Annotated in this window: 17 protein-coding genes; 2 read left to right on the forward strand and 15 right to left on the reverse strand. The window is 70.3% G+C overall.

The window, feature by feature from the left end; translation table 11 throughout:
* Positions 1-210 precede the first annotated feature (210 nt).
* Positions 211-1,896, reverse strand: coding sequence for a glycosyltransferase family 4 protein (locus tag ACSVC7_RS30720; RefSeq protein ID WP_448208326.1), 1,686 nt, complete (start codon positions 1,894-1,896; stop codon positions 211-213).
* 136 nt (positions 1,897-2,032) lie between these two features.
* Positions 2,033-3,718 (reverse strand): M10 family metallopeptidase, encoded by a 1,686-nt coding sequence (locus ACSVC7_RS30725; protein ID WP_448208327.1) that lies wholly within the window; start codon positions 3,716-3,718, stop codon positions 2,033-2,035.
* Positions 3,719-4,219: 501 nt separating this feature from the next.
* Here ACSVC7_RS30725 and ACSVC7_RS30730 point away from each other — a divergent pair.
* Positions 4,220-5,341, forward strand: coding sequence for an NAD(P)/FAD-dependent oxidoreductase (locus tag ACSVC7_RS30730; protein ID WP_448208328.1), 1,122 nt, complete (start codon positions 4,220-4,222; stop codon positions 5,339-5,341).
* Between the two features lie 24 nt (positions 5,342-5,365).
* Here the strand turns inward: ACSVC7_RS30730 and gmhA are convergent, their stop codons facing one another.
* From gmhA to ACSVC7_RS30760, 6 genes are all read right to left on the reverse strand, one after another.
* A complete protein-coding gene (gene gmhA, locus ACSVC7_RS30735; protein ID WP_448208329.1) occupies positions 5,366-5,941 on the reverse strand; it encodes a D-sedoheptulose 7-phosphate isomerase in 576 nt (191 codons plus the stop codon).
* 27 nt (positions 5,942-5,968) lie between these two features.
* A complete protein-coding gene (locus ACSVC7_RS30740; RefSeq protein WP_483509035.1) occupies positions 5,969-7,525 on the reverse strand; it encodes a methyltransferase regulatory domain-containing protein in 1,557 nt (518 codons plus the stop codon).
* A complete protein-coding gene (locus ACSVC7_RS30745) occupies positions 7,522-8,769 on the reverse strand; it encodes a glycosyltransferase family 4 protein (protein WP_448208331.1) in 1,248 nt (415 codons plus the stop codon). Before ACSVC7_RS30745 ends, ACSVC7_RS30740 begins: the two co-directional genes overlap by 4 nt.
* Before the next feature lie 44 nt (positions 8,770-8,813).
* The gene (locus tag ACSVC7_RS30750; protein ID WP_448208332.1) at positions 8,814-9,515 is read right to left on the reverse strand and encodes a class I SAM-dependent methyltransferase; all 702 of its coding nucleotides are present in this window, start codon (positions 9,513-9,515) and stop codon (positions 8,814-8,816) included.
* Positions 9,516-9,536: 21 nt separating this feature from the next.
* Entirely contained in the window at positions 9,537-13,766 is a 4,230-nt protein-coding gene (locus tag ACSVC7_RS30755) for a glycosyltransferase (RefSeq protein WP_448208333.1), read from the reverse strand.
* A 211-nt stretch (positions 13,767-13,977) separates the two neighbouring features.
* Entirely contained in the window at positions 13,978-15,003 is a 1,026-nt protein-coding gene (locus ACSVC7_RS30760) for a calcium-binding protein (RefSeq protein ID WP_448208334.1), read from the reverse strand.
* Positions 15,004-15,557: 554 nt separating this feature from the next.
* Between ACSVC7_RS30760 and ACSVC7_RS30765 the strand changes: the two genes are divergently transcribed.
* Positions 15,558-16,571: a glycosyltransferase family 4 protein gene (locus tag ACSVC7_RS30765; RefSeq protein ID WP_448208335.1), complete on the forward strand. Its 1,014-nt coding sequence runs from the start codon at positions 15,558-15,560 to the stop codon at positions 16,569-16,571.
* Positions 16,572-16,686: 115 nt separating this feature from the next.
* Here ACSVC7_RS30765 and ACSVC7_RS30770 read toward each other — a convergent pair whose 3' ends face one another.
* The 7 genes from ACSVC7_RS30770 to ACSVC7_RS30800 form a co-directional block, all read right to left on the reverse strand.
* Entirely contained in the window at positions 16,687-18,189 is a 1,503-nt protein-coding gene (locus tag ACSVC7_RS30770) for an FkbM family methyltransferase (protein ID WP_448208336.1), read from the reverse strand.
* A gap of 222 nt (positions 18,190-18,411) precedes the next feature.
* Positions 18,412-19,599, reverse strand: coding sequence for a hypothetical protein (locus ACSVC7_RS30775; protein WP_448208337.1), 1,188 nt, complete (start codon positions 19,597-19,599; stop codon positions 18,412-18,414).
* Between the two features lie 112 nt (positions 19,600-19,711).
* Entirely contained in the window at positions 19,712-21,373 is a 1,662-nt protein-coding gene (locus ACSVC7_RS30780) for a glycosyltransferase family 2 protein (RefSeq protein WP_448208338.1), read from the reverse strand.
* A gap of 8 nt (positions 21,374-21,381) precedes the next feature.
* Positions 21,382-22,752, reverse strand: coding sequence for an ABC transporter ATP-binding protein (locus ACSVC7_RS30785; RefSeq protein WP_448208339.1), 1,371 nt, complete (start codon positions 22,750-22,752; stop codon positions 21,382-21,384).
* Positions 22,749-23,537, reverse strand: a complete 789-nt coding sequence (locus ACSVC7_RS30790) for an ABC transporter permease (RefSeq protein ID WP_448208340.1) — start codon at positions 23,535-23,537, stop codon at positions 22,749-22,751. The genes ACSVC7_RS30785 and ACSVC7_RS30790 overlap by 4 nt, the downstream gene beginning before the upstream one ends.
* A complete protein-coding gene (locus ACSVC7_RS30795; RefSeq protein WP_448208341.1) occupies positions 23,534-24,715 on the reverse strand; it encodes a glycosyltransferase family 9 protein in 1,182 nt (393 codons plus the stop codon). Before ACSVC7_RS30795 ends, ACSVC7_RS30790 begins: the two co-directional genes overlap by 4 nt.
* 49 nt (positions 24,716-24,764) lie before the next feature.
* Positions 24,765-25,700 (reverse strand): GDP-mannose 4,6-dehydratase, encoded by a 936-nt coding sequence (locus tag ACSVC7_RS30800; RefSeq protein WP_448208342.1) that lies wholly within the window; start codon positions 25,698-25,700, stop codon positions 24,765-24,767.
* Between the last annotated feature and the right edge of the window lie 113 nt (positions 25,701-25,813).

The following is a 25,813-nucleotide window of genomic DNA, read 5'->3' on the forward strand; positions in this document are numbered from 1 at the left end:
GATACTGGTCGCCGAGGTCGATCACCGGCTTCAGCTTGGTCGAACCGCACACGCGGCACGTCTGACGATAACGCGGATGCAAGACGCCCCCTTTTCGATCGCCGGGCCAAGGCCTATGGCGCTTGGCGTAAAACGGATGGAATGTGCTTGCTCTTTAGCGCAATCCCTTTTGTCTCGCAAGGATAAGTCACCGCCTCGACAGTGCACAACTTAGGACATCGTCGTCCACAACGCTTCAACCGGGCGCACGAGGTCGAACTTCATCAGGTGCACGAGGCTGCGCACCAGCAGCAACTGGCGCTCCGGTGGAAGGAGCGCCGCCAGTTCGGCCACGGTGCGGCCGGGCGGTTCCAGCGCGTCGAGCGCCAGGGCGAGGTCGGCGGGCGGCGAGAGGGTGCCGCGCACCGTGGAGTTCGTGGGGTCGGCGTGCAGGATCGCCAGGGCTTCCCCCAGCGCCGCGCGGCTGGCGCCGCCGGCGCGCACCAGCCGCATGCCCGGTTCCAGCATGCGCGTCGGGTAGGCCTCGAACATGCGCAACGGGTCGGGGTGCAGCGGGTTGCCGTCGGTGCCGGACCGGCGCGGGGCGCGTTCCTCCGCGCGCCGGCGGATGTCGGCAAGCTGGCGCCAGACGTCCAGATACTGCGGGATGATCGCCTTCCAGTCGAACAGGGCGGTGGCGCGGGCGCGTCCTTCCTCGCCCATCCGCCGGCGCAGCCCGGCGTCCATGGCCAGCCGCGTGAAGGCCTCGGCCGCCGCCTCGACATCGACGGCGGTGACCTGCGAGGTGCGGGCGATGTAGTAGTCGTAGGTGTCGAGGCCGGCGGCGTAGCGGTCGGCGAAGTCGGCGCCGGCCCCCGGCGGCGGCAGGACGGTCGGCACGCGGAAGCCGTCCACCCCGTGGCGCACCGTCTCGCGGTAGCCGTCCCAGTCCGTCACGACGCAGGGCAGCCCGGCGGCCATGGCCTCGATCGGGGTGATGCCGAAGGTTTCCTGCACGTTGTCCACCAGCGAGGTAAACAGGTCGGCGGCGGCCCAGATGCGGGTCCGCACGGCCGGCTTGCGGCCGTCCAGGAAGATGGCGTTGACGCTCGGGCAGTAGCGCTTGGCCCCCTCGATGAAGGCGGCGGCGATGGCGTCGTTGCCGAACCAGCCGGCCTGGACCAGATGGATCCGCTTGCCCGTCCGCCGCGCGGTCCGCTCCAGCGCCATGTACATGGGGATGGGGTGCGCCTTGGCGTGGAAGCTGAGGCGGCCGACGAACAGCACCACGATGTCCTCGTCGCCGATGCCGAGCGCCGCGCGCTCGGCGGCGCGGGTGGCGGCGTCGAAGCGGAAGGATTCCGTGTCCACGCCCAACGGGATCACCGGCAGGTGCGGCAGCGGCACCTCGGCGGCGCCCAGCCGGTCGCGCAGATACTCCGCGTAGGGGTGCAGAACGGCCTCCACCGAGGCGCGCGCCGCCTGGGAGGTGCAGATCACCGCGTCCCACGGCTGCACCGGCGCGGTCGCAAGGGCGCCCAGGACATGCGGCGATTCCGCGGTGGTGTGGGTGACGCCGCACAGGCTGTAGCCCCGCTGGTCGCGCGACCGGCGGCGCCAGGCGTACTGGTCGATCCCCGGTCCCGGCACGAACAGGCAGCCCACGTTGGCCAGCCGCGACGGCTCGGCGGTCGGGTACAGCGTCACCCGCCGCCCCGGCGCGTGGCGGGCGGCGAGGTCCGCGAACAGGCGCGCCTGCTCCGGCCCGTCGGAGTGGCAGGCGAAGCCGTCCAGCCCGGAATGCCGGAAGAAGCCGATGAGGAAGGACTCGCCCGCGACATGGCGTCCCTTCAGGTCGGCCCGCGCGGTTTCATAACCTTCCGGGTGGAAATAGATGGCGGCGTTGGACACGGACACGGGCGGCGGTTCCCCGGAAATGAGCGGCACGGGAGAGTAGCGGGGCCGTTTCGATTGGGCAATGCAGGCGGACGATCCGGCGGGAGAATCCGCAGCCGGACCGACGCGGCGCAGGCCAACCCCCGCCGCCCGTCCGTTACTTCAGCCAGAGCGCCAAATAGCTGGTGTCGTTCACCGTGCCGGGCGACGTCATCAGCGACCCGACGGACTTGCCGCTCAACGTCAGGCTGGCGTCGATCCGGCCGTCGCCGTCCAGGTCGACGTGGGCCGTGGCTCCCTTGAAGCCATCGGCCCCGTTCATCTCGTCCCAGGTCAGGGTCGAGGCGCCCGGCTGCCAGCCCCAGACGGTGATCATCTCCCCCGCTTCCAGGTCCGTCACGGTGGACCAGACCGGCTCCCCGGTCCGGCCATCGAGGAAGAAGGTGTCGTGCCCGGCGCCGCCGGTGAGGAAGTTGGACCCCGTGCCGCCGTCGAGCACGTCGTCGCCGGCGCCGCCGTCGACGGCGTCCATGCCGCCCAGGCTGTTGATGAAGTCGTTGCCGGCGCTGCCGACGATGGCCTCGCCGTCGTTGCTGCCGATCAGCTGCCATTGGAGGTGCTGCACCGGGCCGGAATAGACGGCGGCCTCCTGAAGCAGGCCTTTGCCCGACGCGCTGTTCGCGACGGCGAAGAAGACGCCGGCCGGCGTTCCGGGCGTGGCGTCCGGGTTCAGCATCAGCGACGTATCGCCGAAGGACAGATGCTCGACGCTGCGCAGCACCGCGGTGCCCTGCGGGCCGCTCACGGTCACCTCGTCCGCGCCGGTGTGCAGGATGCTGTAGGCGGCGGCGGGCTGTTCGAAGACGGCCGTGTCCTCGCCGTCCCCGCCGTCCAGCGTGTCGTTGCCGGCCCCGCCCGTCAGGGTGTCGTCGCCGGCCCCGCCGGCCAGGAAATTGTCCCGGTCGTTGCCGATCAGCACGTCGTCGCCCGACCCGCCGGTCGCGTTCTCGATCCAGCAGTTGTAGGCGATGCCGAGCGTCCGGGACTCCAGCAGGAACCCGGACGTCCAGGCCGGTCCCAGGTCGCTGTAATGGCCGGGGCGGAGGTCGATGCGGGCGTCGCTCGTCTGGTTCCACCAGCTGATGGTGTCGTTGCCGCCGCCGTCCCAGATGGTTTCGAAGATCGCCTGTCCGGGCGCCCAGGAATAGAAGGTATCCCCGGCGTTGGTCGCCATGTTGGCGCCGTAGAGGTATTGGATGGCCGCGATGTCGTCCACCATCGGCGTGGTGGCGAAGCGGTCCTGCCAGTAGCCCATGTTCACCGGAGCCCCGGCGTAGGACCGGTAGCTCATCACGGAGAAGAGCTGGCTGTCGATGTTCGTCGGGGCGTCCGGAAAGGACCCGGACTCGTCGTGCGTGTGCTTCAGCCCCAGCGCGTGCCCGATCTCGTGCACGGTCGTGAGATAGGCGTAGCCCCCCGGAGCCCACGACACGGACGGGTCGGCGAAGCTGTTGCCGAACCAGACGTCCCCGCCCTCGGGCAGGTCGGCGTAGCCCATGATCGTGTAGGCGACCGGCGGCTGGCCGCTCCCCGCGATGCGGATGTCGCCGCAGCTGGAGCCTGTGTCGGCCACCTCGGTGCAGGAGATGTTCGCCACCGCCGTCCAGGTGCCGATCGCCTTGCGGATGGCGGCCTGGGCCGTGCCGGACAGGGTCCAGGCGCTGCCCGGATCCGGCGTCGCGTAGTCGGCCCGGTACACCGAGGTCCCGACGGAGCCGAAGGAGTAGGTCAGCGCGATCCCGTCGCCGGGATTGGCGTTCGCCCCCCACCGGTATCCCGACATCAATGAATCGATTTCAATGCTTCCGCTTGCGGGAATCGCGGACACAGGAAACGTGGTATCGGGAGCGCTCATCGCCAATATCCTGAAAAATGTCGCGGGAAGACAAGTGCTTCTTCAACTCAGGATGATTTGGCGTATCTACAATTTAGTCTTGAGAGTTATGAGCCATAAGGACACGCTTCTTCGAAAAGCTAAGTCATCGGGAGTGTCTGTGCTGAATTCGGAGAAGTCATTCTCCCGTGGGGACGTAGCTCCGCCGCACGCCGGGAAAGAAGGGAGTGGTGCCGAGGGGACCGCGGCCCGATTTGGAATGGACGGCCGGCCTGAACTGGCTAAGGACGACGGCGGCGTCCGCGCGAAGGGAACGCCTCGCGGGGGGAGGAGGCCGCCGCAACCACCACCAAATTGCAGGCGAATTGTGGGTGGTCCGACGCGGCCGCTTGCTTAGGGGGGTGGTTTGGGGGCCTTGTTGGGCGTCCCATGAATGACCGGAGGGGAGCGATGGAGCGGGTGGACTGCGTGGTGGTCGGAGCCGGGGTGATCGGGCTGGCCGTGGCCCGGCGGCTGGCCCGCGCCGGGCACGAGGTGGTGATCCTGGAGGCGGCGGACGCCATCGGCACCGGCACCAGCTCGCGCAACTCGGAAGTCATCCACGCCGGCATCTACTACCCCACCGGCAGCCTGCGGGCGCGGCTGTGCGTGGCCGGGCGGGACGCGCTCTACGCCTACTGCGCCGCGCATGGGGTGGAGCACAAGCGCATCGGCAAGCTGATCGTCGCCACCGAGGAGGCCCAGCTGCCCAAGCTGGACGCCATCAAGGCGCAGGCCGCCGCCAACGGGGTGGACGACCTGTATGCGATCTCCGCCGCCGAGGCCGTGGCGCTGGAGCCCAACCTGCGCTGCGTCGGCGCGCTGGTCTCGCCCTCCACCGGGATCATCGACAGCCACGGGCTGATGCTGGCCCTGCAGGGCGACGCGGAGGAGGCCGGCGCCATGCTGGCCCTGCTGAGCCCGCTGGAGCGCGCCCACCGCACGGCGGACGGCTTCGAGCTGGAGGTCGGCGGGGCGGAGCCGATGCGCATCGCCTGCACCACGCTGGTCAACGCCGCGGGCCTGGGCGCCTGGGGCGTGGCGCGCGGGCTGGAGGGCTTCCCGGCCGACCGGATCCCGCCGCGCGTGCTGGCCAAGGGCAATTACTACGCGCTGGGCCAGGGCCGCTCGCCCTTCGCGCGGCTGGTCTACCCGGTGCCGGTGGAGGGGGGCCTGGGCGTCCACCTGACGCTGGACCTCGCCGGGCAGGCCCGCTTCGGCCCGGACGTGGAATGGCTGTCCCCGGACCAGCACGACCGGATCGACTATGCGGTGGACCCGAAGCGCGCCGACGGCTTCTACGGCGAGGTGCGGCGCTACTGGCCGGGCCTGCCCGACGGCGCGCTGGTGCCGGCCTATTCCGGCGTGCGCCCCAAGCTGAGCGGCCCCGGCCAGCCGCAGGCCGACTTCCTGATCCAGGGGCCGCAGGCGCACGGCGTGCCCGGCCTGGTCAACCTGTTCGGCATGGAATCGCCGGGCCTGACCTCCTGCCTCGCCATCGCCGACGAGGTGGCCGGAACGCTGGGCGGCTGACGCCGCCCGTCAGGACCACTCGGGTCAGAACAGCGCGTTCTCCACCAGCTCGCACAGCATGTGGCCGGCGGCGATGTGCATTTCCTGGATGCGCGGCGTGTCGGTGGACGGCACGCACAGGCAGACGTCGCACAGTTCCTTCATCCGCCCGCCGGCGGCACCCGTCAGGCCGATGGTGCGCAGGCCGAGCGCGCGCGCGGCCTCCAGGGCGGCGACGACGTTGCGGCTGTTGCCGCTGGTGGAGATGCCGACCAGCACGTCGCCCGCCCGGCCGAGGCCGCGCACCTGCCGCGCGAACACCTCGTCGTAGGAATAGTCGTTGGCGATGGCCGTCAGGGCGGAGGTGTCGACCGTCAGGGCCACCGCCGCCAGGGGCGGCCGGTCCCGCAGGTAGCGCCCGGTGAGTTCGGCCGCGAGGTGCTGGGCGTCGGCGGCCGAACCGCCGTTGCCGCAGAACAGCACCTTGCCGCCGGCGCGCAGCCCCTCGATCATCAGCCCGGCGGCGGCGGCCACCTCGTCGGCCTGCCCGGCGAAGGCCGCGAAGTTCCGGGACGTTTCGAGGAAGGCGTCGCGGACGCGGTCGGCTTGGGAAGAACTCATGTCCATATCCTGTCAGAGAATGCCCTGTCAGAGAATGCCGAGGCGCCGCCACAGGGGCAGCCTCTGGGGCAGCACCGTGCCGGCCAGCACGGCGGCGAGGCGGCGGCGCATGGCGTCGGGATCGGCCAGCGGGGTGCCGTCCTCGGCGGAGATCCCCCGCCCGAAGGCCTGGAGCGGCCCCGCCACGAAGGCGCCGAGCGCTTCCGCGTCGGCCGGCTGCCCGCTCAGCAGGCTGGCCAGCACGAGGCGCTCCAGCGTGTCGGCCCCGATGCCCTGCCCGATGGCCGGAGCGGCCAGGAAGAACAGCGTTTCGTCGATCAGCATGCGCCGGGCGATCGCCCGGTTGAGCCGGAGGGCGGCCGCGCGGCTCTCCTCGGACGGCACGGCCAGGGGGTGGGCGTGGCTGGCCGACACCAGCAGCGCCACGAAGCGCGAGATCGTGCCGAAGTCGTGCCGGGCCATCGCCGGCATCGCCGCGATCTCGGCGAGGCTGGGCGCGCCCGCGGCGAGCGCGTCGAGGATCGGCAGGCCGAGGTCCGGGTTGTGGCGCAGCTCGCCCAGCGGGACCCGGACCGACAATCCGGCGTTCTCCCGCGGGATCGTCAGGGTGAAGCGCTGCATCCGCAGTTCCGCGTCCATCTCGGCGCGGGACATGGCTTCCGGGCCGCGGACGAAGATGTCGCGGCGGAAGACCTGGTTCACCGCGAAGTCGCGCACCGTCTCGACCAGCGCGGGGTCGGCGATCTCCGCCAGGATGGCGCGCAGCTCCGGACGGACCGACAGATCGTCGATGTTGTGCGGGATGTTGGCCGAGCAGGCGTAGCCCAGCTTGGCGCGCGCCAGCTCCTTCGCCACCTGGGCGTGGGCCAGCGGCTCCCAATGGCTGTTCAGATACTCGTGGGTCAGATAGCGGCGATCCTGCCCGGCCATGGCCGCCAGATGCTGGCCGGCGGCGGCGTTGGTCGCGAAATAGCCCGCCCCGGCCTCGTTCAGCCGGGTGAGGAAAGCCATCGCCGCGTCGAGCTGGCGGTCGCTGCGGGCCGGGTTGGAGGCCGCGTGCGCCAGGATCAGCTTCTGAAGCGGCACCAGCGGCGACCAGCCGGGCAGGGTGTTGTAGCTGAGGTAGACGACGCCGCCGGGGTTCAGCATCCGCTCCAGGATGTCCACCACCGCCTGGCGGTTTTCCGGGCTGATCCAGCTGTAGACGCCGTGCAGGGTGATGAAGTCGAAACCCTCGCCGGAGGCGGCCCCGCGCGGGGCCTCGGCGGCGAAATCCTGGAAGCTGCGCTCGCGGAACACGACGTTGCCCAGCCCGGCCTCCTCGGCCAGCCGGCTGGCGCCCGCGACGTGCAGCGGGTTGAAGTCGATGCCGACGAACCGGCCCTGCGGATGGGTCGCCGCCAGGACGTTCAGGGTCACCCCCTGTCCGCAGCCCAGCTCGCAATAGCGGAAGGGCCGGTCGGTGCGCGGCGGCCGGATGCCGTTCAGCAGGCAGAGGTAGGACAGGTAGCCCGGCGAAAGCTCCCGGTAGACCCCGTGGGTGTAGGCGATGTCGGCGTTGTAGCCGTCGCTCCAGTCGCTCATGGGGTCGGCCTCGTCTGCGGTGTCCGCCCGGCGATCAGGTCGTCGATCAGGGCGAGGTGGCGGGGCAGGGTGACGGTGTGCAGGTCGTAGTTCTCGACCACCGTCCGCCGCGCCCGGTCCCGCAGGGTCTGCATGCGGTCGGGGTGCTGGAACACCTCGTCGATGCGGTCCACCAGGGCCTCGCCGTCGAAGAAGTCGACCAGCAGGCCGTTCTGCCGGTCGCGCAGCACCTCCTCGACCGGGATGGTGGAGGAGCCGATCACCAGGCAGCCCGTCGCCATGGCCTCCAGGAAGGACCAGGACAGGACGAAGGGGTAGGTCAGGTAGATGTGGGCCGAGGAGATCCGCAGGATCGTCAGGAAGGTGGGGTAGGGCACCTTGCCGAGGAAATGCACGCGCTCCCGGTCGATGTCCTGGCCCACCTCGTCCAGCATGACCTCGCGGAAGCTGCGGCCGTCCGGGGAGACCTGGCCGTAGCTGACCTCGTCGCCGCCGACGATCAGCACCTGCGCCTTGGGGCGCCGCTTCAGGATGGCCGGCAGGGCGCGCATGAAGACGTGGAAGCCGCGGTAGGGCTCCAGGTTGCGGGCGACGTAGGTGACGACCTCGTCCTGGCGGGTCAGCGTCAGGCCCGACGGCAGGCGCAGCCACGCGTCGGGCTCGGGGCGGACGATGGTGGTGTCCACGCCCTCGTGGATGACGCTGATGCGCGAGCGCATGTAGTCGGGGTAGAGCGACCACTGCCAGCCGGTCGGGGTCTGGCCCCAGTCGGCGGCGTCGAAGCCCAGCGTGTTGATCACGTTCTTGGTGCGCACCCGCGGCCCGTCGTTGGGCGTGACCGGCAGGGTCGGGTCGAAGCCGATGTCGGCCCCGGCCAAGTGGTAGAAGAACTCGAAATAGGCGAGCAGCGGCACGTCCGGCCAGACGTCCTTCATGTACAGCGTCTCGCCCCAGCCGTTGTGGCCGATCATGATGTCGGGGCGGAAGCCCTGGGCCTTCAGGGTCCGGCAGGCCTCGTAGACGCTCTGGCCGTAGATGACCGCCTGCTCCAGCTCCTGGATGTAGTGGTGCGTGGTCCGCTGCGCCGTGCGGAAGGGCTGGTAGACGACGCGCTCCACCCCGGGGAACTGGAGGGCGTTCTCGTGCGAGATGAAAACCACCCGGTTGCCCGGCTGCGCCGCCAGATGCTGGACGATGTGCTGGTACTGGCCGGGGAAGTTCTGGTGAACGAAGAGGTAGTTCATCGCCTGTCGCCGATTCCGCAATAAGCCGTTGCCGGCGCGAGCCCTCAGCCCGCGGGATTGTCCGGAAGAAGGCCGAGGTCCCTCAGCGCGTCGTGCGACGCGGGGGGACGGAAGCCCCTGACCTGCAGCTCGTAAGCCGCGTCCCGCCGCCAGATCGCGACCGGTTCGAAGCCCGCGTCCTGCAGCAGCCGGCCCAGCGTCTTCGGCGTGAAGCCGGTGCGGTGGGCCATGAAATGGTTGCCCGCCGCGATCGACACCCCGTAGCCGTAGATGATGTCCAGCGGCGTGATCGGGCCGACGCTGGACTGGTACAGGGCGTCGTCGAGGCGATCCTCCGCCACCAGCTTCGCCACCGCCTGGAGGTCGGGAACGGCCAGCATGAGCTGGCCGCCCGGCCGAAGGACGCGCAGGAACTCCCGCAGCGCCATCGGGACCTCGTGCGGGAAGAGGTGTTCCAGGTTGTGCGACGACCACACCGCGTCCATCGACCCGTCGGGCACCGCCGCCATGTCGGTCATCGAGGCGACGATGTCCGGATGGACGCCGGGATCGATGTCGAGCCGCACCTCCCGCCATTCATCCGCCGGGAAGGCGCCGCCGATGACGGTGATGGTGCGCGGGCCGCAACCGACGTTCAGCACGGTCTTCGGCGTTCGCGCACCGCCGAAGGCTGGACCGGCGGACTCTGGGCCAACGGACTTTGGGCCAACGGACTTTGGGACGAAACCCGGGTGGGGGTGTGTCATCGGCCTGGAACGACTTCCCGATCAGTAGGGGCGCGGCTGGGCGAAGGCGCCCTGCTTCTCGATCACGCGCAGCAGGATGCCTTCCAGCGCGTCGCCGATGGCGTCGGAGCGGCAGGGGCTGCCGTTCTGGCCGGTGGGCGAGCGGTAGCCGCTGACGAAGGCACCCTCATAGGCGATGTCGAAGCGCTCCGCGGCGGCGCCGCGCAGGCGGATGGAGAAGCCGATCAGCGGCGTGCCCAGCCCGCGGCTGCCGCACATGTTGCCGCCGGAGATCCACGGGGTTTCCCAGCCGTTGGCGGTCAGGCCCTTGTACTCGATGTCCTCGGGCGACAGGCCCTCCACCGGGGTGATGGAGAAGGCTTCGATCCACAGCCGCTGCCCGACGGCGCCGGCCCAATTGGCGTCGGAGAAGCGCACGTCGCCCTGACGCTGGACGTGGGCCAGGATCTCGGTCCGCGGCGGACGGGCGGCCGGCGCCACGGGAGCGGCGACCGGCACGGGCTGGGGCTGAACGGCCTGGAACTGGGCCACTTGAGGCTGGGCGGCTTGAGGCTGGGCAGCCTGCGGCGCGGCGGCCGGGACGTCGTCGAGGCGGGCGAACTGGAGCGACACGGTCGCGTTCGGCCGATCCACGTGCTTGTAGGAGGTGAGGATCACGTTGGCGGTCCCGCCCGTGACCTTGATGATGACCATGTCGCCCGGCTTGGCCAGCCAGTTGCCCGGCACGCTGCCGATCATCTCCACCCCGACGCCGGCCGCGCTGCCCGGACCCGCCGCAAGCTGAACGCTGGGCAGGGGGAATTCGCCCGGAGCCGCCGCGCCGCCCCCGCCCGTCACGAGCAGGGAGTAGAAGCCGGGCGCCAGGGTCAGGTTCTGGGCCGTGGCCTTGATTTGGTTGGCCTGTGTGGCTTCTGCGGACGCAACGCTACCGATCATCGACGACCCCCCGCGGGAATGGAAAGTTGAACAACGGAGATCCGGAGCGTCCGAATCCTCCGCTGGACCGTGTGGCCTGACATTAGACCGAAAGGAGACGGGCCGCTGGATTGCTACGCCATGGGGCGTATGAGCGTCAAGAATACCCAGAAGCGCGTCGTTGATTGCTACAGCGTCCAGAGAGGGCGGCAGCAGATGACCGCCGCCTTGGGCGCGGATCCGTTCGGCAAGCGCCCCCAGGTCGAAGGCAGCGACCTCCAGACCGGCCCGCCAGGCGGTGGACAGGGCGTAGCACCAGGTCTCCGGCGAGATGGAGGGCAGGAAGGCGAGGTGGGCGTTCTGCGCCCGCACCAGGGCGACCGCCTCCTCCTCCGTGAAGCGGCCGGTCACGAAGGCCCGCCCGGTCTCGAACAGGGGCGGGTCCTCCTCGCTGAAGCCGACCACCACGAACTCCAGCGGCAGGTCGCGCGCCGCGGCGTCGCGGGCGCAGGCCAGCAAAAGCTCGTAGCCCTTCTGGATGCCGACCGCGCCGATGGTGCAGACGCGCCAGCGGCCGTCCCGCGTGCGCGTCGGCGGCATGAGGGACGGCGGCATGAGAGACGGGGCGGCGGCCGGCGGGACCACCGCCTCCCAGGGCCGAAGCTCGACCGGGCGGGGGGCGACGTGGCGGAACAGGCGGGCGGCCACGTCGCGGGTCGGCACCGTCACCCGCCGCGCCCCGGCAACCAGGGCGCGCGAGCGCTGCCGCAGGGCGGTCACCGTCAGGTCCGGGTCGAAGCGGTCGGCCGGGTCGGCGGTGCAGCGCTCGCAGGCGGCCAAATCCGGCTCCCCGCAATAGCGTCCGTCGCCGTTCACCAGATTCACGCGCGGGCAGATCAGCCCGTAGTCGTGGACGGTGATGTCGTAGGGCACGCCGAGCCGCGCGGGCAGGTCGAGCACGATGGACTCGTGGCCGAGCAGATGGTGGATCTCCACCGCCGCCGTCCCGGCCTGGCGCAGGGCCGCGACCAGCTCTTCGAACTCCGCGCGGGTGCGGAACACCAGGTCGGCGAGGTCCGGCCGGTCGGTCACCGCGATGCGGCAGCGCAACTCCGGCGGGGGGGCGTCCCCGGTCTCGTCCTTCTCGTCGTCGTCGTCGTCATCCGCGTCGCTCTCGTCGGTCTCGGGCGCGAGGCACAGGACCCGCCAGCCTTCGGCGCGCAGCGCCTCGACGCGTTCGGCGACGAAGCGGGCGACGCCGCCCCGGCCGGCCAGCGTGATGAGCAGGACGGCGGGCCGCCGAGGCTCCCCCTCCTCCAGCCAGCGGGCGAGATCCAGCCGGCGCCGCGCCGCCATCAGCGGGTCGGCGGCGATGAATTCCTGGACCAGCGCGTCGTATCCGGGGTGCAGGCTTTCCAGCAGGCGGCCGTTGCGCGCCGCCAGGATGACCTTCTGCCGGCCGAAGGACCGGCCGCCCACATGCGCCACGAAGACGTCCGCCGCCCCCAGGTGGCGCCAGCCCAGCCGGCGGGCGCGCAGGCAGAAGTCGTTCTCCTCGCCGTAGCCGCGCCCGAACAGCCGCTCCTCGAACAGGCCGGTCTCGGTCAGGCAGTCGCGGCGGATGTAGGCGCAGAAGCCGACCGCCGTCGGCAGATCGACCCGCAGCCCGGCGTTCACCGAGCGGGCCAGCCGGTCGAGCGCCGCCGTGTCGGCCAGAGTCGGGGCCAGAGTCGGGGCCAGGGTCGGGGCGGGCGGGCGGCCCTGGCCCGACGGGTAGCTGAGGATCGTCGCGTCGTTGGACAGCGGCGTCACCGTGCCGACGTCGTGCGCCGAACAGGCGGCCGCGCGCAGCCGCGTCAGCCAGTCCCCGGCGACGAGCGTGTCGGCGTTGAGCAGGACGGCGTCGCGGTCCGGATGCAGGCCGAGGCCCCGGTTGACCGTGGCCGGGAAGCCCAGGTTCCGCTCGTTGCGCAGCAGCGTGATCCGCCCCTCGGCGGCGAGTGCCGCGAGGTCGCGGACCAGATCCGGTTCGGGGCTGGCGTCGTCGATGACGATAATCTCGTGGGGGACGCCGTCCCCGGCCGCGAAGACGGAGCGCAGGCAGGCCAGCGTCTCCTCCCGGCCGCGGTAGACCGGCACCACGATGTCCACGACCGGCGTCAGGGCCGGCGTCAGGGCCGGCGTCGGGCGCGCCGGTCGCTGCGGGAGCGGGCCGACCGGCGACGGGCGCCGCGCCGCGCCGCCCGGACCGGGCCAGGGCAGGGGGCTGCCGGCGAGGGGGACGTCGCCCGGACCCGCCGTGACCCGGAGAAGGCCGGGGGCGAGTCCGCTGCCCTCCAGGTCGAGGGTGAAGGCGTAGTCGCCGTCCTCGATCCCGTAGAACTGCGCCTCGTCCAGCGGGCGGTCCGTGGTGAGCGTCACGGAGCGGCCGGCCGCGTCGCTCACCCGCACCGCCACCCGCTGCGGCGGATCGCCGGGACACCAGGCCCAGCCGGTCAGGCGCGACGGCCCGTCCAGAACGGCGCTCCCCTCGACGGCGGCGTGGCGCAGCGGGCGCAGCGGCGCGCCGAGAAGCTCCACGCCGTCCAGGGTGATGGCCAGCGGCTCGCCCTCCGCCGACGACTCCAGCGGAATCGTGAAGCGGACAAGGCCCGTGCCGGCGTCCGGACGGCCGAACCGCCGCTCGAAGGACGGCCGGTCGATGGACAGGAGCACGCCCTGCCGGGAGGCGATTCGCAGGACGCCGCCCCGGTTGGCGTTGTCCAGGGCGGCGTTGTCCAGGTCGGCGTTCTCCAGGTCGGCACCGTTCAGGCGCAACGCGCCGACGATCCGCAGGCCGAGGTCGGACGCCGCCCAGCCGACGGCGCCGCCGGACAGGACCGTGTGGTCGGCAAGGTCGGCCAGCAGGGGAGCGACGCCCACCGGAAAGCGGTGCAGCAGACGGGTGAGCAGGGGAATCAGGCGGTCCATCGCGCCGAGCCGCGCCAGGGCTTGGCCCAGGGCGATGCCCGCGGTGGGGGTGGCCGCCCGCTCGGCAAGGTCGGCCAGGAGGGGCGGCACCTCGGCGGGCCGGTCCGCCGCGATCAGCAGGGCGGCCTGGAAAGCCTTCAGCGCGACGTCCTTCGGCGCGAAGCGGGCGCTGCGTTCGGCCCAGCGCAGCGCTTCGGCGAGATCGCCCCGCGCCAGGGCGCAACGGGCAAGCCCGGCCGCCCCATGGACGTGGCTGTCCTCATCGCGCAGCAGGGCGCGAGCCACCGCTTCCGCCTCGGCGATGCGGCCGTCGGCGAGAAGACCGTCCAGACGCTGCAGATCGTGGTTCGGTCTTGCGGAAGGCATAGGTGCGAGGACCCCTCACGGGAACGGTCGTTGGCCGATCAGCCGGAATGGTAGGGCACGGCTGCGCCTGAAGCGGCCCGCAGTCGGACAACCCGGAAAAGGGGCCGGTCCATGATGGGGCGTCCGTGGGGAAAAGGGCGATGGGAAAACGGCATAAAAATGGACCTGCCGATGGCTCGGCAGGTCCGTAGGCTTTTTTGCAGGGGTATTATTAGACGGCGAAGTTGCTGGCGGTCAGGTTGGTGACGCCGGCGATCGTGATCTGCGTGCCGTCCGACAGCGACAGGACCGAGCTGCCGCCCGACACCGTGACCTTCGACGCGACCTGGGCGGCGGTGAGGCCGTAGCCCTGGACCGCGATGAGGTCGGTGCCGGCCTTGAAGTCGCCGATGACGTGCTTGCCGCCGCCGAAGACGGTGCTGAACACGAAGATGTCGTTGCCTTCACCGCCGAACAGCGTGTCGTTGCCGACGCCGCCGACCAGGGTGTCGTTGCCGGCGAAGCCGCCGAGCACCGCGGTGCCGGTCTTGCTGGTGTTGCCGACCAGCAGGTCGTTGCCCGCGCCACCGGCGATCAGGGCGTTGCCCGAGCCGCCGAACACGGTGTTGTTGCCGGCCGCCGCGGCGACCGTGACGTTGCCCTGGCCACCGGCGATCAGGTTGTTGCCCTGGGTGATCAGGATCTGCGAGTTGCCCGTACCGGCGCCGATGGTGGCGTTGCCGCCAGCCGCGTAGACGGTGTCGTTGCCGGCCGCGAAGATCTGGTTGTTGCCGCCCGCGGAGAGGATGACGTTGTTGCCCGCACCGGCGGTCAGCACGTTGTTGCCGGCCGCGGCCACGACGGTGTCGGCGCCCGTGCCGCCGAGGATGGTGGCGGAACCGCCGGCGACGGTGCCCGTGCCGAGGAGCTGGCCACCCGCGCCGCCGACCAGGGTCTGGCCCTTGCCGGTGCCGGCCTGCAGAACGGTGCCGGCGGCGTCGTTCGCGACGAGGACGTTGTTGTCGCCCGCGCCACCGAAGACGGTCGCGGCGGCGGCGGTGTTCAGGACGACCGCCTTGTTGCTTTCGGCGATCAGGTTCAGCTGCTTCGTCGCCGGCAGGTTGGTTTCGTCGAACAGAAGGGCCGTGGTGTCCTTGGTCGCCGCAACCAGGGAGGTGTTCTTCAGCACCGCGCCAGCCAGGGTGGACGCGACGGTCGCGTTGGTAACGCCACCGGTAATCGTGGTCGAAGTCGTCATATTGTTTGAACCCCCGCCAAAGTGTCTAAAACTTTGTGCCTTAAGGCATGCCTTTGGCTCGATACCATCGGTAGCCCCAATTTGCAAGGGGCGAATGGAATCAGCCGATGTGATAACCACCTATGGGCGGTCGACGCTTAGGGATAATGCTGTAGACCGATAATCCAGGACGACCGTCACCGTTACATTTCGGTAATAGAGGCGGGGTGCCGCTGCACGTGGAAGGGCGGTGATTCTCGCAATTCGTCGTCCCGGCAGCATGCGCGTGTGGATTTGTCGGGCGTCTTTGAGGAAGATGGGGCGAATTCGGTTCCGCGTCGCGCTCTGAGCGTTCCAAGAACGGCGATCCGCCGTGCGGCCCCCGGGCGATCGTCAACCGGGAACGCCGCACCCGATCCGCCGTTCCTGGTTTGCAGCACCGCAGCCGCCATGCCATTGTCGGAAGAAACATCGCCGCGGCCATGCGTATCCTGCTGCTTTCCCGCTACAGCCCCCGGGGCCCCAGTAGCCGTCTCCGGCATTACCAGTTCCTGCCGGCCCTGGCCGAGGCGGGCATGTCGGTTTCCGTGGCCCCGCTGCTCCCCGATTCCTATCTGGAGGCGCTCTACAACGGCCGGCCGCGCCCGCTGCATTGCATCGCCACGGCCTACGCCAGGCGAATCGTCCGGATCATGGAGGCCCGGCATTTCGACCTGATGTGGATCGAGAAGGAACTGCTTCCCTGGCTGCCCTACGGGGCCGAGCGCTGGTTCCTGGAGTCGGCCCCGCCCTACATCGTCGATTTCGACGACGCCTGGTTCCACCACTACGACCGCAGCCGCTGGCCCCTGGTGCGCCGGCTCCTCGGCCGCAAGCTGGACCGGGTGATGAGCCGGGCCGCCCTGGTGACCGTGGGCAACGCCTATCTGGCCGGGCGCGCGGAGTCGGCCGGAGCCCGGTCCATCGAGATCCTGCCCACGGTGGTGGACCTCAACCGCTACACCGCCTCTCCGTCACCGGACGGAGCGGAGCGGGATGGGGCGGAGCGGGATGGCGCGCCGCCGGTGATCGGCTGGATCGGCTCGCCGATCACCGACCATTACCTGAGCCTGATCGCCGATCCGCTGCGCCGGATGGTGGAGGGCAAGGACGCCCGGATCTGTCTGGTGGGCGCCACCCCCGGCGCGCTCGGCGGCGTGGCGTGCGACCGGCATCCCTGGCGCGAGGACACCGAAACCCGCCACATCGCCGCGTTCGACATCGGGATCATGCCGCTGGACGACACGCCCTGGGAGCGCGGCAAGTGCGGCTACAAGCTGATCCAGTACATGGCCTGCGGAAAGCCGGTGGTGGCGTCCCCCGTGGGCGTCAACCGCGACATCGTCGAGCACGGGGTCAACGGCTTCCTGGCGGAAAGCCGGCAGGACTGGATGGACGCGCTGCGCCGGCTCGCCGCCGACCCGGATCTGCGCCGGCGCCTGGGCGCCGCGGGGCGGGCCAAGGTGGAACGGTCCTATTCCCTGTCCGGCATCGCGCCGCGCCTGATCCATCTGCTGCGCGCGGCCTCCGGCCTGAAGGGAACGGCCTGAAGGGAACGGCCTGGAGTGAACGGAAGGGGGGCGCCGCGTCCCCGTCCCGACCATGAATGAGGCCGGAGGGCGGGCTCCCGATCCGTTTCAGCTGATCCGTTTCAGCCGGCCCGCCTCAGCCGTCGACGACCGCCGTGTAGTCCTGCAGCAGATCCGTCCCGGCGTCCCGGTCGTGGCGCGCGATCAGGTGCGCGGCGAAGTCGTACATGCCGTAGTTGGTGTGGGCGATGTAGGCGGCCTTCAGCAACGCCCCGCCCCCCTGCGCCGCCAGCCGGTCGGTGGTCTTCACATAGATGGCGTCCGCCCACAGAAGCTTGGAGCGGCTCTGCTGGCCGGGAAGCGCCGCGTAGCCGGAGTGGCCGAACTTGGTCAGGTCCAGCAATTCGAACCCGCGGTCGCGCAGGAAGCGGTGGATGTCCGGGAACAGCGGCTGGTCCTTGTAAACCGGCTCGAACTCCACCTCGCTGTGGACGAAGAGGATCCGGTCCAGAAGCCGTTCCGCGCCCAGGAGCACATCCAGTTCGCCGCCCTGGACATCGATCTTGAGATAGTCGCAGGCCCCGACCTCGGCAATGTCGTCCAGGCGCGTCGTCTCGACCGTCTGCCGCTCCACCGGGCGGCACATGTCCGCCAGGGCATAGAACTGGCCGAGATAGGGCAGGTTCGCCTCAAGCAGGGAGGACGCCGGGTCGAACTGCGCCACCTGGAACGAGGCGGGGCCGCCCTTGCCGATGAAGTGGTTGAGCATCTGGACGCCCGGCTCGGCGTCGGTGCGCTTGTCGGCCGCGTCCTTCAGCGGTTCGAACCCGATGACGGTGCACCGGCCGTCGGCGAGCAGGCGGGCGTAGACATGGTCCTCCGACGACAGCATCTGCGCGCCGACGTCCACAACCGTGACGGGCAGGACGCCGTCGGCCGCGAGGATCCGCTCCGGGAAGGCCGCGCTCAGGTGGGCGTTCACGCTGGCCAGGGCGACGCGGTCGGACGCTTCGCGGCGGACCTGCTGGAGCGTGCCCGACAGCGTGTTCGCGCGCTGACGCAGGGCATCCCGCTCACGGACGACCATGCTGTACTGCTTGGCGACATGGGCGTAGAGCGTGCGCTGCCCGTCGGCCGCGTCAGAGAGCGCGTTCCATTGCCGGGTCAGCTCCTCGAACACGGAGTCGGGGCCGTTGCCCGCGTCGGTCACCTCGGCCGCCCCGGCCGACGCAGCGGCCGGCAACGCGCCGCCGGACAGGGCGAGCATCATCGTCGCGCGAAGCTTCTCGAACTCGGCGCGCAGCGCCGCCACCTCCGACTCCTGCTGGGCGACGCGGGCCGTGTTGGCGTCGTAGCCGGCGGCCATCCGCTCCATCTCCTCGGCGAGCTGGTGCGCGAGCATTCCGATCCGGGCGTCGATGCGCCCGGCATTCTCCTGGATGCTCGCCCCGATGGCGGCCTGTGTCGCCGCAACGGAGGACACGGCCTCCTTCAGCGGCTCGACCGCGCCGGCCAGCCCGTCGCTCCGGCCGCGCAGCTCGGCCAGCTCCGTCCTGATCGCGGAGATCTCCCCGATGAGACGCTGGAACTTCGCCCCGATGATCGGGGTCATCGAGAGCAGGCGGCTGGTGACACTCATGGGGACCGGAACCTTGATTGGAGAAACTGAGCCTGGAGGGCGAGCCTCGGGAGGCCGAAACCGTTGACGGACGCGCTCGCGCCGGAATGCGAAGGCCCGCGACCGACGCCGGCCGTCTTCCGCCGCAACGCACGCCGGCCCGCCGGGGACAGACCGCCGGGGACAGGCGCGCATCATGATGCGATGCCGGCACAGCGTCAACGCGCCGCGCCGGCTGCGGCATCAGGTCATCTCGGCAAGCCAGGCGTCGGAGTAGGGCTTCTCGATGTCCTTCAGGGCCAGCGTCTCGCCCGTGGCGACGTCGATCACCGGCATGTCGCTGATCAGCGCGAAGCGCTCCACGCCCGTCGCGTAGCTCAGCTTCCCTTCGGTGTCCCGGCTGTCGCGGTGGCGCGACGGGAAGGCCTTGATCTCCTCCAGGTAGGGCAGCACGGAGTCGGCCAGGTCGCGGCGGACGAAGAAGGCGTTGATGCCGCTGGAGTTCGTGCCGAGGAACTCGTACCCCCGCTGTTCCGCCAGATGGCGCAGCGCCATGATCGAGGCGCCGAAATACAGGCCGCTGTGGTGGGCGGCGAAGCGGGTGAAGGCGGGCTCGTAGGGCACCACGACCGGGCGCGTGTCGCCCAGGATGGGGTTGTACTCGCAGATGACGATCGCCGGGTCGGCGGCCGTCACGTTCTTCCAGACCCAGTAGTCGTTGCCGTCGATGTCGACCGACAGGATGCCGAGCGGCCCGGAGAAGCCGTTCTGCTCCAGCAGGTCGTTGATGTTCTCCGCCGTGATGAAGGCGGGCACCGCGGAGAGGGAGTGCATCCAGTACAGCCGTTCGGCCTGCAGGGCGCGCATGTGCTCCTCGCTGCCGTCCATCACCAGACCGCGCCAGTTGCGGTTCATCAGAAGGAAGCGGCAGTTGGCCTCGCGGAAATTCTCGACGCCGAACTCGACGAAGCGGGTGTTGGGCACCGGCACGTGGGCCGCCAGCCAGTCGATGATGCCGTCCTCGCCCCACTGGGAGAAGACCTTGAACTCGACCTCGGACAGGTTGCGGATGCGCTTGCGGTACGGCAGCGCCCGGCTGGCCATCCGGCCGTTGAGCAGCAGGGAGGCTTCCAGCAGGTTCAGCGTGTGGTGATGGACCATCGCCCCATAGCCCGCGGCCTGGGCGGCGTAGGTGTTGATGGCGTCCAGCCGCGACGCCAGGCCCCGCTCGACCTGCTCGACCTGCGCGGCATGGCCGGCGAGCACCGAGGCGAGGTTCGCGGCGACCCGCTCCTCCAGCGTCCCGGCGTTCCGGTCGATGCGCTGGATGGCCTCATCCAGGCGCAGGATGGTGTCGTCAATGTGCCGCGTCCGATTGGACAGGCCCCAGAATTCCCGGACCATGGCCTTCAATTCGGACTTGATACTCATGAGCCTCGGCACGTTCGCTTCCTTTGTTCTGCCGTTGATCAGGGCCGTTGATCAGGGCCGTCGATCAGGGCCGTTGATCAGGGCCGTCGATCGGGTTTCGCGGGTGGTCGGATCAGGTCGGGCTGTTCTGCGGCTGCGCGCCGGAGAGGACGGCCGCCGGAGCCGGACCGGGCGCGGCCTGCACCTGCACCGCCACCTGCACCGCCATGTCCCGGAACTCCTCCATGATCTGCCTGAGCTGGTGCATATACAACTTGTCCGCCTGCGTCTTCTGTGACGCATGGACGCGGCTGCAGGCCAGCATGTCGGGAATGTGGTAGGCGGTCGCCCCGGCCAGCCCCATGCGCAGCCACATCTCGTAGTCCATGGCGTAGAACAGGTGCCGCTTCAGCAGCCCGCCGGACAGTTCCCAGATCCGCCGCGAGAAGAAGACCTCCGGCTGGAAGAAGTAGTTGCCCGTGTGCCAGGACTGCGTGAACTTCATGAGGTCGAGGCCGCTCAGCGGCGTGGGGCCGCCGAAGGGCAGGGCGCAGTGGTGCCGGTACAGCTCCTCCGCGCGGGTCTCGCCGATGCGCACGCAGCCGCCGACGACCAGATCCGGGGCGTGTTCGAGGAAGGTCTCGGCGATCCGGGCGAAGGAGCCCGGCTCCACCAGATCGTCGCTGCACAGCCAGTTCAGGATGTCGCCGGTCGTCCGGCCGAAGCCCTTGTTGAGGGCGTCGGACTGGCCCTCGTCCGGCTCGATCACCAGCGTCGACAGGTGCGGCCGGTAACGCTCCAGGATGTCGACGGACCCGTCGGTCGAGCCGCCGTCGATCACCACATACTCAAGGTTCGGATAGCCCTGGCCGAGCACGGAATCGAGGCAGGCCTCCAGGAAGTCCGCCTGGTTGTAGCTGACCGTGACCAGGGAGATCTTCGGCCATTCCGTCGCCCGGATCGGGAAGGGGGCGTGGCGCGGGGCGGCCGGCGCGATCAGGCCGAAGCCGGCGCCGAAGGGGCCGACGTCCGGCCGGCCTTCCGCCGCGGACAGCGGCAGGACGATGCCGGGGACGGCGTCCCCCAGGCCGGCCATCACGGCCAGCGTGCCGGCCACCGCCGTCTCGTCCAGGATCACGATCAGGCCGGTCGCCCGCAGCCCGTCCGGCACCGCCAAGCGGAACCAGTCGAGGAAGGAGCCGGGCCGCGGCCGCCGCAGGAAGCCCTCCGCGATCCAGGTCGCGTCGGCGCCGTAGCCGGGGTCGAGGCGGGTCGCCTCGACGCCGAGCGCCTCCAGCGCCGATCGCAGCGCCTCGGCCTCCTCGCCCAGCCCGACGATGCGGACCGGCTTGCCGCCCGCCGCCCCGCGGACCAGCTCGGCGCGGACCAGTTCGGCGAGCTTGCCCGCCGCCATGCCGGGGGCCGGCGCCGGGTCGATCAGGGAGCGCAGCAGCGGCAGCCGGCGCCACCAGGGCCAGGCGACGGCCGGCACCGGGGGACGGCGGCGCGGCTGGGGCCGCGGCCGGTCCGCCGCCAGGCCGGACAGGCGGGTGACCGACAGGGTGAAGCGCGGCCGTTCGCGGGGAATGCGGGACGGGAAGGGGATCGCGTCCCGCGCGATGTCCTCGTCGATCAGGACGATTTCCTCGTCGCAGATCCGGCGCAGCGCCTCGACCCCGGTGCCGTCCAGCGTCAGGCGCAGCGGAAAGGGAGCGTCCCACCCGTGCACGTCGCACAGCGGCCCGCCATCCGCGGCGCCCTGCAAACCCGTCTCGTTCCTGGGCGCATGTTCCATGGGGTTCCTCACTGCGCGTCGATGACTTCGGCGGTGGCGGGGCGGCCGGCGTCGATGGTGGTCGGCTCGAACACGTCGAACTCCGTGTGCAGGTCCGCCAGCCCGTAGAACTTCAGCATCGGCTCGTCCCAGAAGACCAGGATCGGGCCGAGCTTGTCGTGCCGGTCGAGGAAGCGGCCGGCGTTCTGGTCGTCGGTCCCGTGCTGTTCCGCCGTCGCCAGCGACAGCGAATATTCCCCGGGCATCAGCGAGAAGCGCAGCCGGAAATGGATCACCAGCGTCTGGCCGGGCTCCATCGGATCCAGCGTGTGGCCGAGGTTGCGCAGGCTGATGCCGTAGACGAGCTGGCTGAAGCGGTCGTAGATCTCCACCCCGACGTTCGGCTCCACGACGCGCTCGTTGGCGCGCAGGGCCAGCCAGAGGTTCAGGGACTGGGTCGAGCGGACCTCCAGCACGTCCTCGCCGGCGTCGGTGCAGCAGCGCGCCCCGGTGATCTCCAGCCCGCCGCTCCCCAGCCGGACCTGCCGGGTCAGGATCGACTGCTTGTGGATCGTGTCGATCAGCGAGTCCGCCGCCCCCGGCCCGCTCCCGCGCTCCGCGGTGGCCTCCGGTCCGGCGGACGGGGCGCCCGCCGCGGCGGAGGGGGTGGTGTTGGCCTGGTAGTAGTGCATGACCGCTTCGTCCGGGTCGCCGACGAAGGTGGCCCGGCCGCCGTTGAGCAGGACCGCGCGGTCGCAGATGTTGCGGACGGCCGACATGTCGTGCGAGACGAACAGCAGCGTCGTGCCGCGCGCCTTGATCCGCTGGATCGCCTCGAAGCACTTCTGCTGGAAGAACAGGTCGCCGACGCTGAGCGCCTCGTCGACGATCAGGATGTCCGGCTCCATGAACAGGAAGATCGAGAAGGCCAGGCGGACGAACATGCCCGAGGAGTAGGTCTTCACCGGGCGGTCGAAGAAGGCGCCGATGTCCGCGAACTGCTCGATGTCGTCCATCCGGCGCTTGGCGTAGCCGGGATCGAAGCCGTGCAGTTCGGCGCTCAGCTCGACGTTCTGGCGGCCGGTCAGCTCGACGTTGAAGCCGGTGCCGAGTTCCAGCAGGGCCAGCACCCGGCCGTTGACCCGGATGGAGCCTTCCGTCGGGTGCAGCGTGCCGGTGATCAGCTTCAGCAGCGTGCTCTTGCCGGAGCCGTTGCGGCCGATGATGCCGACGCACTCCCCGCGGTGGATGGTGAAGTCGATGCCGCGCAGGACCCAGTTGTCCTTGTGCCGGCCGGGGCGGTCGCCCCACAGCCAGCTGGCGATCCGGGCGCCGGCGCTGTCGTAGATCTTGAAGTTCTTGCCGAGGCCGGCGACCTCGATGGCCGAAGACGACGTCACAGCACATCCCTCAGATCGTTGCGGACACGGCGGATCGTCACCACCCCGAGCGCCACCGCGCCCACGGTCCAGGCCGCCATGATGCCCCACAGTTCGGCATCCGGCAGGGTGTAGTAGAGCAGGATCGACCGGAAGCCGCTCAGGAACGGGGCGAACGGGTTGACCACGGAGACCACGCGCAGCAGCTTCGGCGCCGCCTCCTCGGTGTAGAGGATGGGGGCGAGCCACATCAGCACCTGCAGCACCACCGGCACGATCTGCCCCAGGTCCCGGAAGAACAGGTTCAGGCAGGCCAGGAACAGCCCGATCCCGTAGACCATGACCAGCAGCAGCGCCGTGACCGGGACCAGCCCCAGCCAGGACAGGTCCGGCAGATGCCCCATCACGATCGAGAAGGTGAAGAGGATCAGCAGCAGGATCAGGAAGGACAGGAGCGAGGTGAAGGCCGCCTTGGCGACGAAGACCTCCTCGGGGATCGGCAGCTTCTTCAGGAAATGCGCGCTCTCCAGCAGCGCGGTGCTGCCGCGGCCCACCGATTCCGTGAAGAACAGCCAGGGGATCAGGCCCGAGGTCAGGTAGAGCGCCATGCTGAATTCGGTGGAATAGTTCCCCTTCACCCGCACCGGCATGATGCCCGAGAAGACCAGGCTCATCACCGCGACCATGGTGAAGGGATGGATCACGTTCCACAGGAAGCCCAGCTTGGTCCCCGCGTACCGGTTCTTCAGGTCGTTCAGACTGTTGCCGACGATGTAGCGGCGGTATTGGAGCAGCGCCTGTATCATGATCCCTGGCCGATCGCCGTGGAAAGTTGCGCTTCGGAAAGCCGGTCGCCGAGCGTCTCGGCGAGGCGGCGGCGGTGCGGGAAGATCCAGCCGGGGTCGTGCGACAGCAGCGGCAGGAGGCGGTCCCGGGCGAAGCCGATCAGGCGGGGGTGCCAGCCGTAGCGGTCAACCGTGGTCAGCAGCGATTGCGCGGCGTCCAGGTAGCGGTGCTTCTGGATCAGGCACATCTCGATCAGTTCGACGTAATAGTCGAAATGGACCGGGATGGTCTCTCCGAAGGCGGTCCGCGCGACGCCGATCCCCTCCAGGCAGGCGGTGACGATGCAGCGGGCGATGTGGTCGGGATCCTCGTCGGTCATGTCCAGCATGTGACCGCTGGGGATGCCCCAATAGTCGAAGTCGTGCGAGAAGCAGCCGAACACCGAGCGGGACTTGGACAGCAGCTGGATGTTCGGCAGGGTGCGGGCGGCGGTGGAGGTCGCCGCCACGGTGCCGCCGCTGCCGGCGCCGACGAACAGGGTGCAGTGGCGGGTCAGCGCCGCGCTTTCCCGCAGCGACAGCGCGCCGCCGTGGTGCGACCGCGCGTCCCGCATGGTCATCGGCAGATGCGTGGAGAAGACGAAGCTGGCCGAGGGCAGGCGGGCGTAGACCCGTTCGGCGACCTCCTGGGCGAGGTCGGGCGTGACGAAGGACTGGCCGCTCTTGGGCGAGCATTCGAAGAGGATGCGGTGCTCGTGGCCCGCCAGACCGGTCCGCCGGACGAAATCCTCGACGCGCTGCTCCTCGTCCGCGGTCAGGACGATGACGTTCTCGATCGGCACGGTGATCGGCCGGCCGTAGGCGCGCAGGATGCTCGGCCGGATCGTGCCGTCGAAGTTCTGGAAGTTGTTGGGCCAGATCTGCGACAGGACGGCATGGTCGAACTCGCGGCGCAGCAGGCGGCGGGTCGCCTCGCGCTCGAAGATGCGCCAGGCCAGCTCCTGCTGGCTCCAGTCCGCGACCGGGATCTCCCAGACCTCGTCGATGTGGGGGTTGTTGACCAGGACCGGGGCGCATTGGGACGAGATCGCCCAGGTGATGTGGGCGTCGGGAAAATCGTGACGGATCTGGCGGGCGAGAATGGTCGTGTACAGGCAGTCGCCGTTGGCGCCGAGCTGGCCGAGCAAGATGCGTGTCACTGTAAGCTCCTATCGCCGCGCCGCGCCGCGCGCGTCCGGCCGTCGGCCGTCAGCGCGCGGAAGACGGGCGAAGCCGGTCGACGATGTCGATGAGGGACGACTGCGGCCGGCGGCCGACCTTCGCCTCCAGCCGGTCGAGCGCCACGGTGAAGGCCGGACCGGGGTCGCGCGACGGCTGGCGGACGCCGATGTGGCGCGTCCAGTCCAGCCCGTGATGGGCGAAAACGCTCTCCACCACCTCCCGTCCGGTGCGCGTGGTCCCGCTGGCCATCACGAAGTCGGTGTCGGGCGCCTTCTCCGCGATGTCCACGGTGATGTCCATCAGCTCCGCCGCACAGCTCCAGTCGCCGTGGAAGTCCAGCGTCTCGACCTCCATCCGGAAGGACGGATCGGCGAGCGCGCGGTCCAGCCCCTCGGCGATGCGCGGCAGGAAGTAGGTGGCCGGCCGGCGCCGGGATTCATGGTTGAACAGGAACAGGTTGCCCGCGGCGATCCCGTGCCGCGTCCGGTAGTGCCGGATCAGCTCCAGGCTGGCGATCTTGCCGATGCTGTACAGGCAGGTCGCCCGGTACGGCGTCGTCTCGTCGATGCGGCCCACCAGCGGGCCGGGGAAGATCTTGGCCGAGTTGGCGTAGACCACCCGCAGCGCCGGATTGCGGGTGCGGGCGTGTTCCAGCACGGTGTGCAGGGACACCGTGTTCACCGCGGCCATCGCCCCCCACACCGGCTCGTAGGCGAAGCCGGCCGAGCCATGCACCGCGGCGACGTGGAAGACGACGTCGGGGGCGGTCTCCTCCAGCAGGCCGGCGAGACCCGCCGCGTCCTGAAGGTCCGCGCGCGCGTAGGTGAAGCCGGGGGCGGCCGGAACGTGGCGGCTGGCCTCGTCCCGGGCGGCCCCGACCACGGCGTAGCCCCGGCGCAGCAGGGATTCGGCCAGGAAGCTGCCGTCCTGGCCGTTGACCCCGAGAACCAGCGCCCGCGGCATCAGCCGATGGCCTTCCCGTCGAGCAGCAGGGAGGTCATCATCTCCGTGCTGGTCGCGGCGGAGGCGAGGGCCTGCTCGTAGTTGTTGCGGTCGACGACCTCGACCTCGGGCAG

This window comes from Azospirillum mesophilum (genome assembly GCF_053470405.2).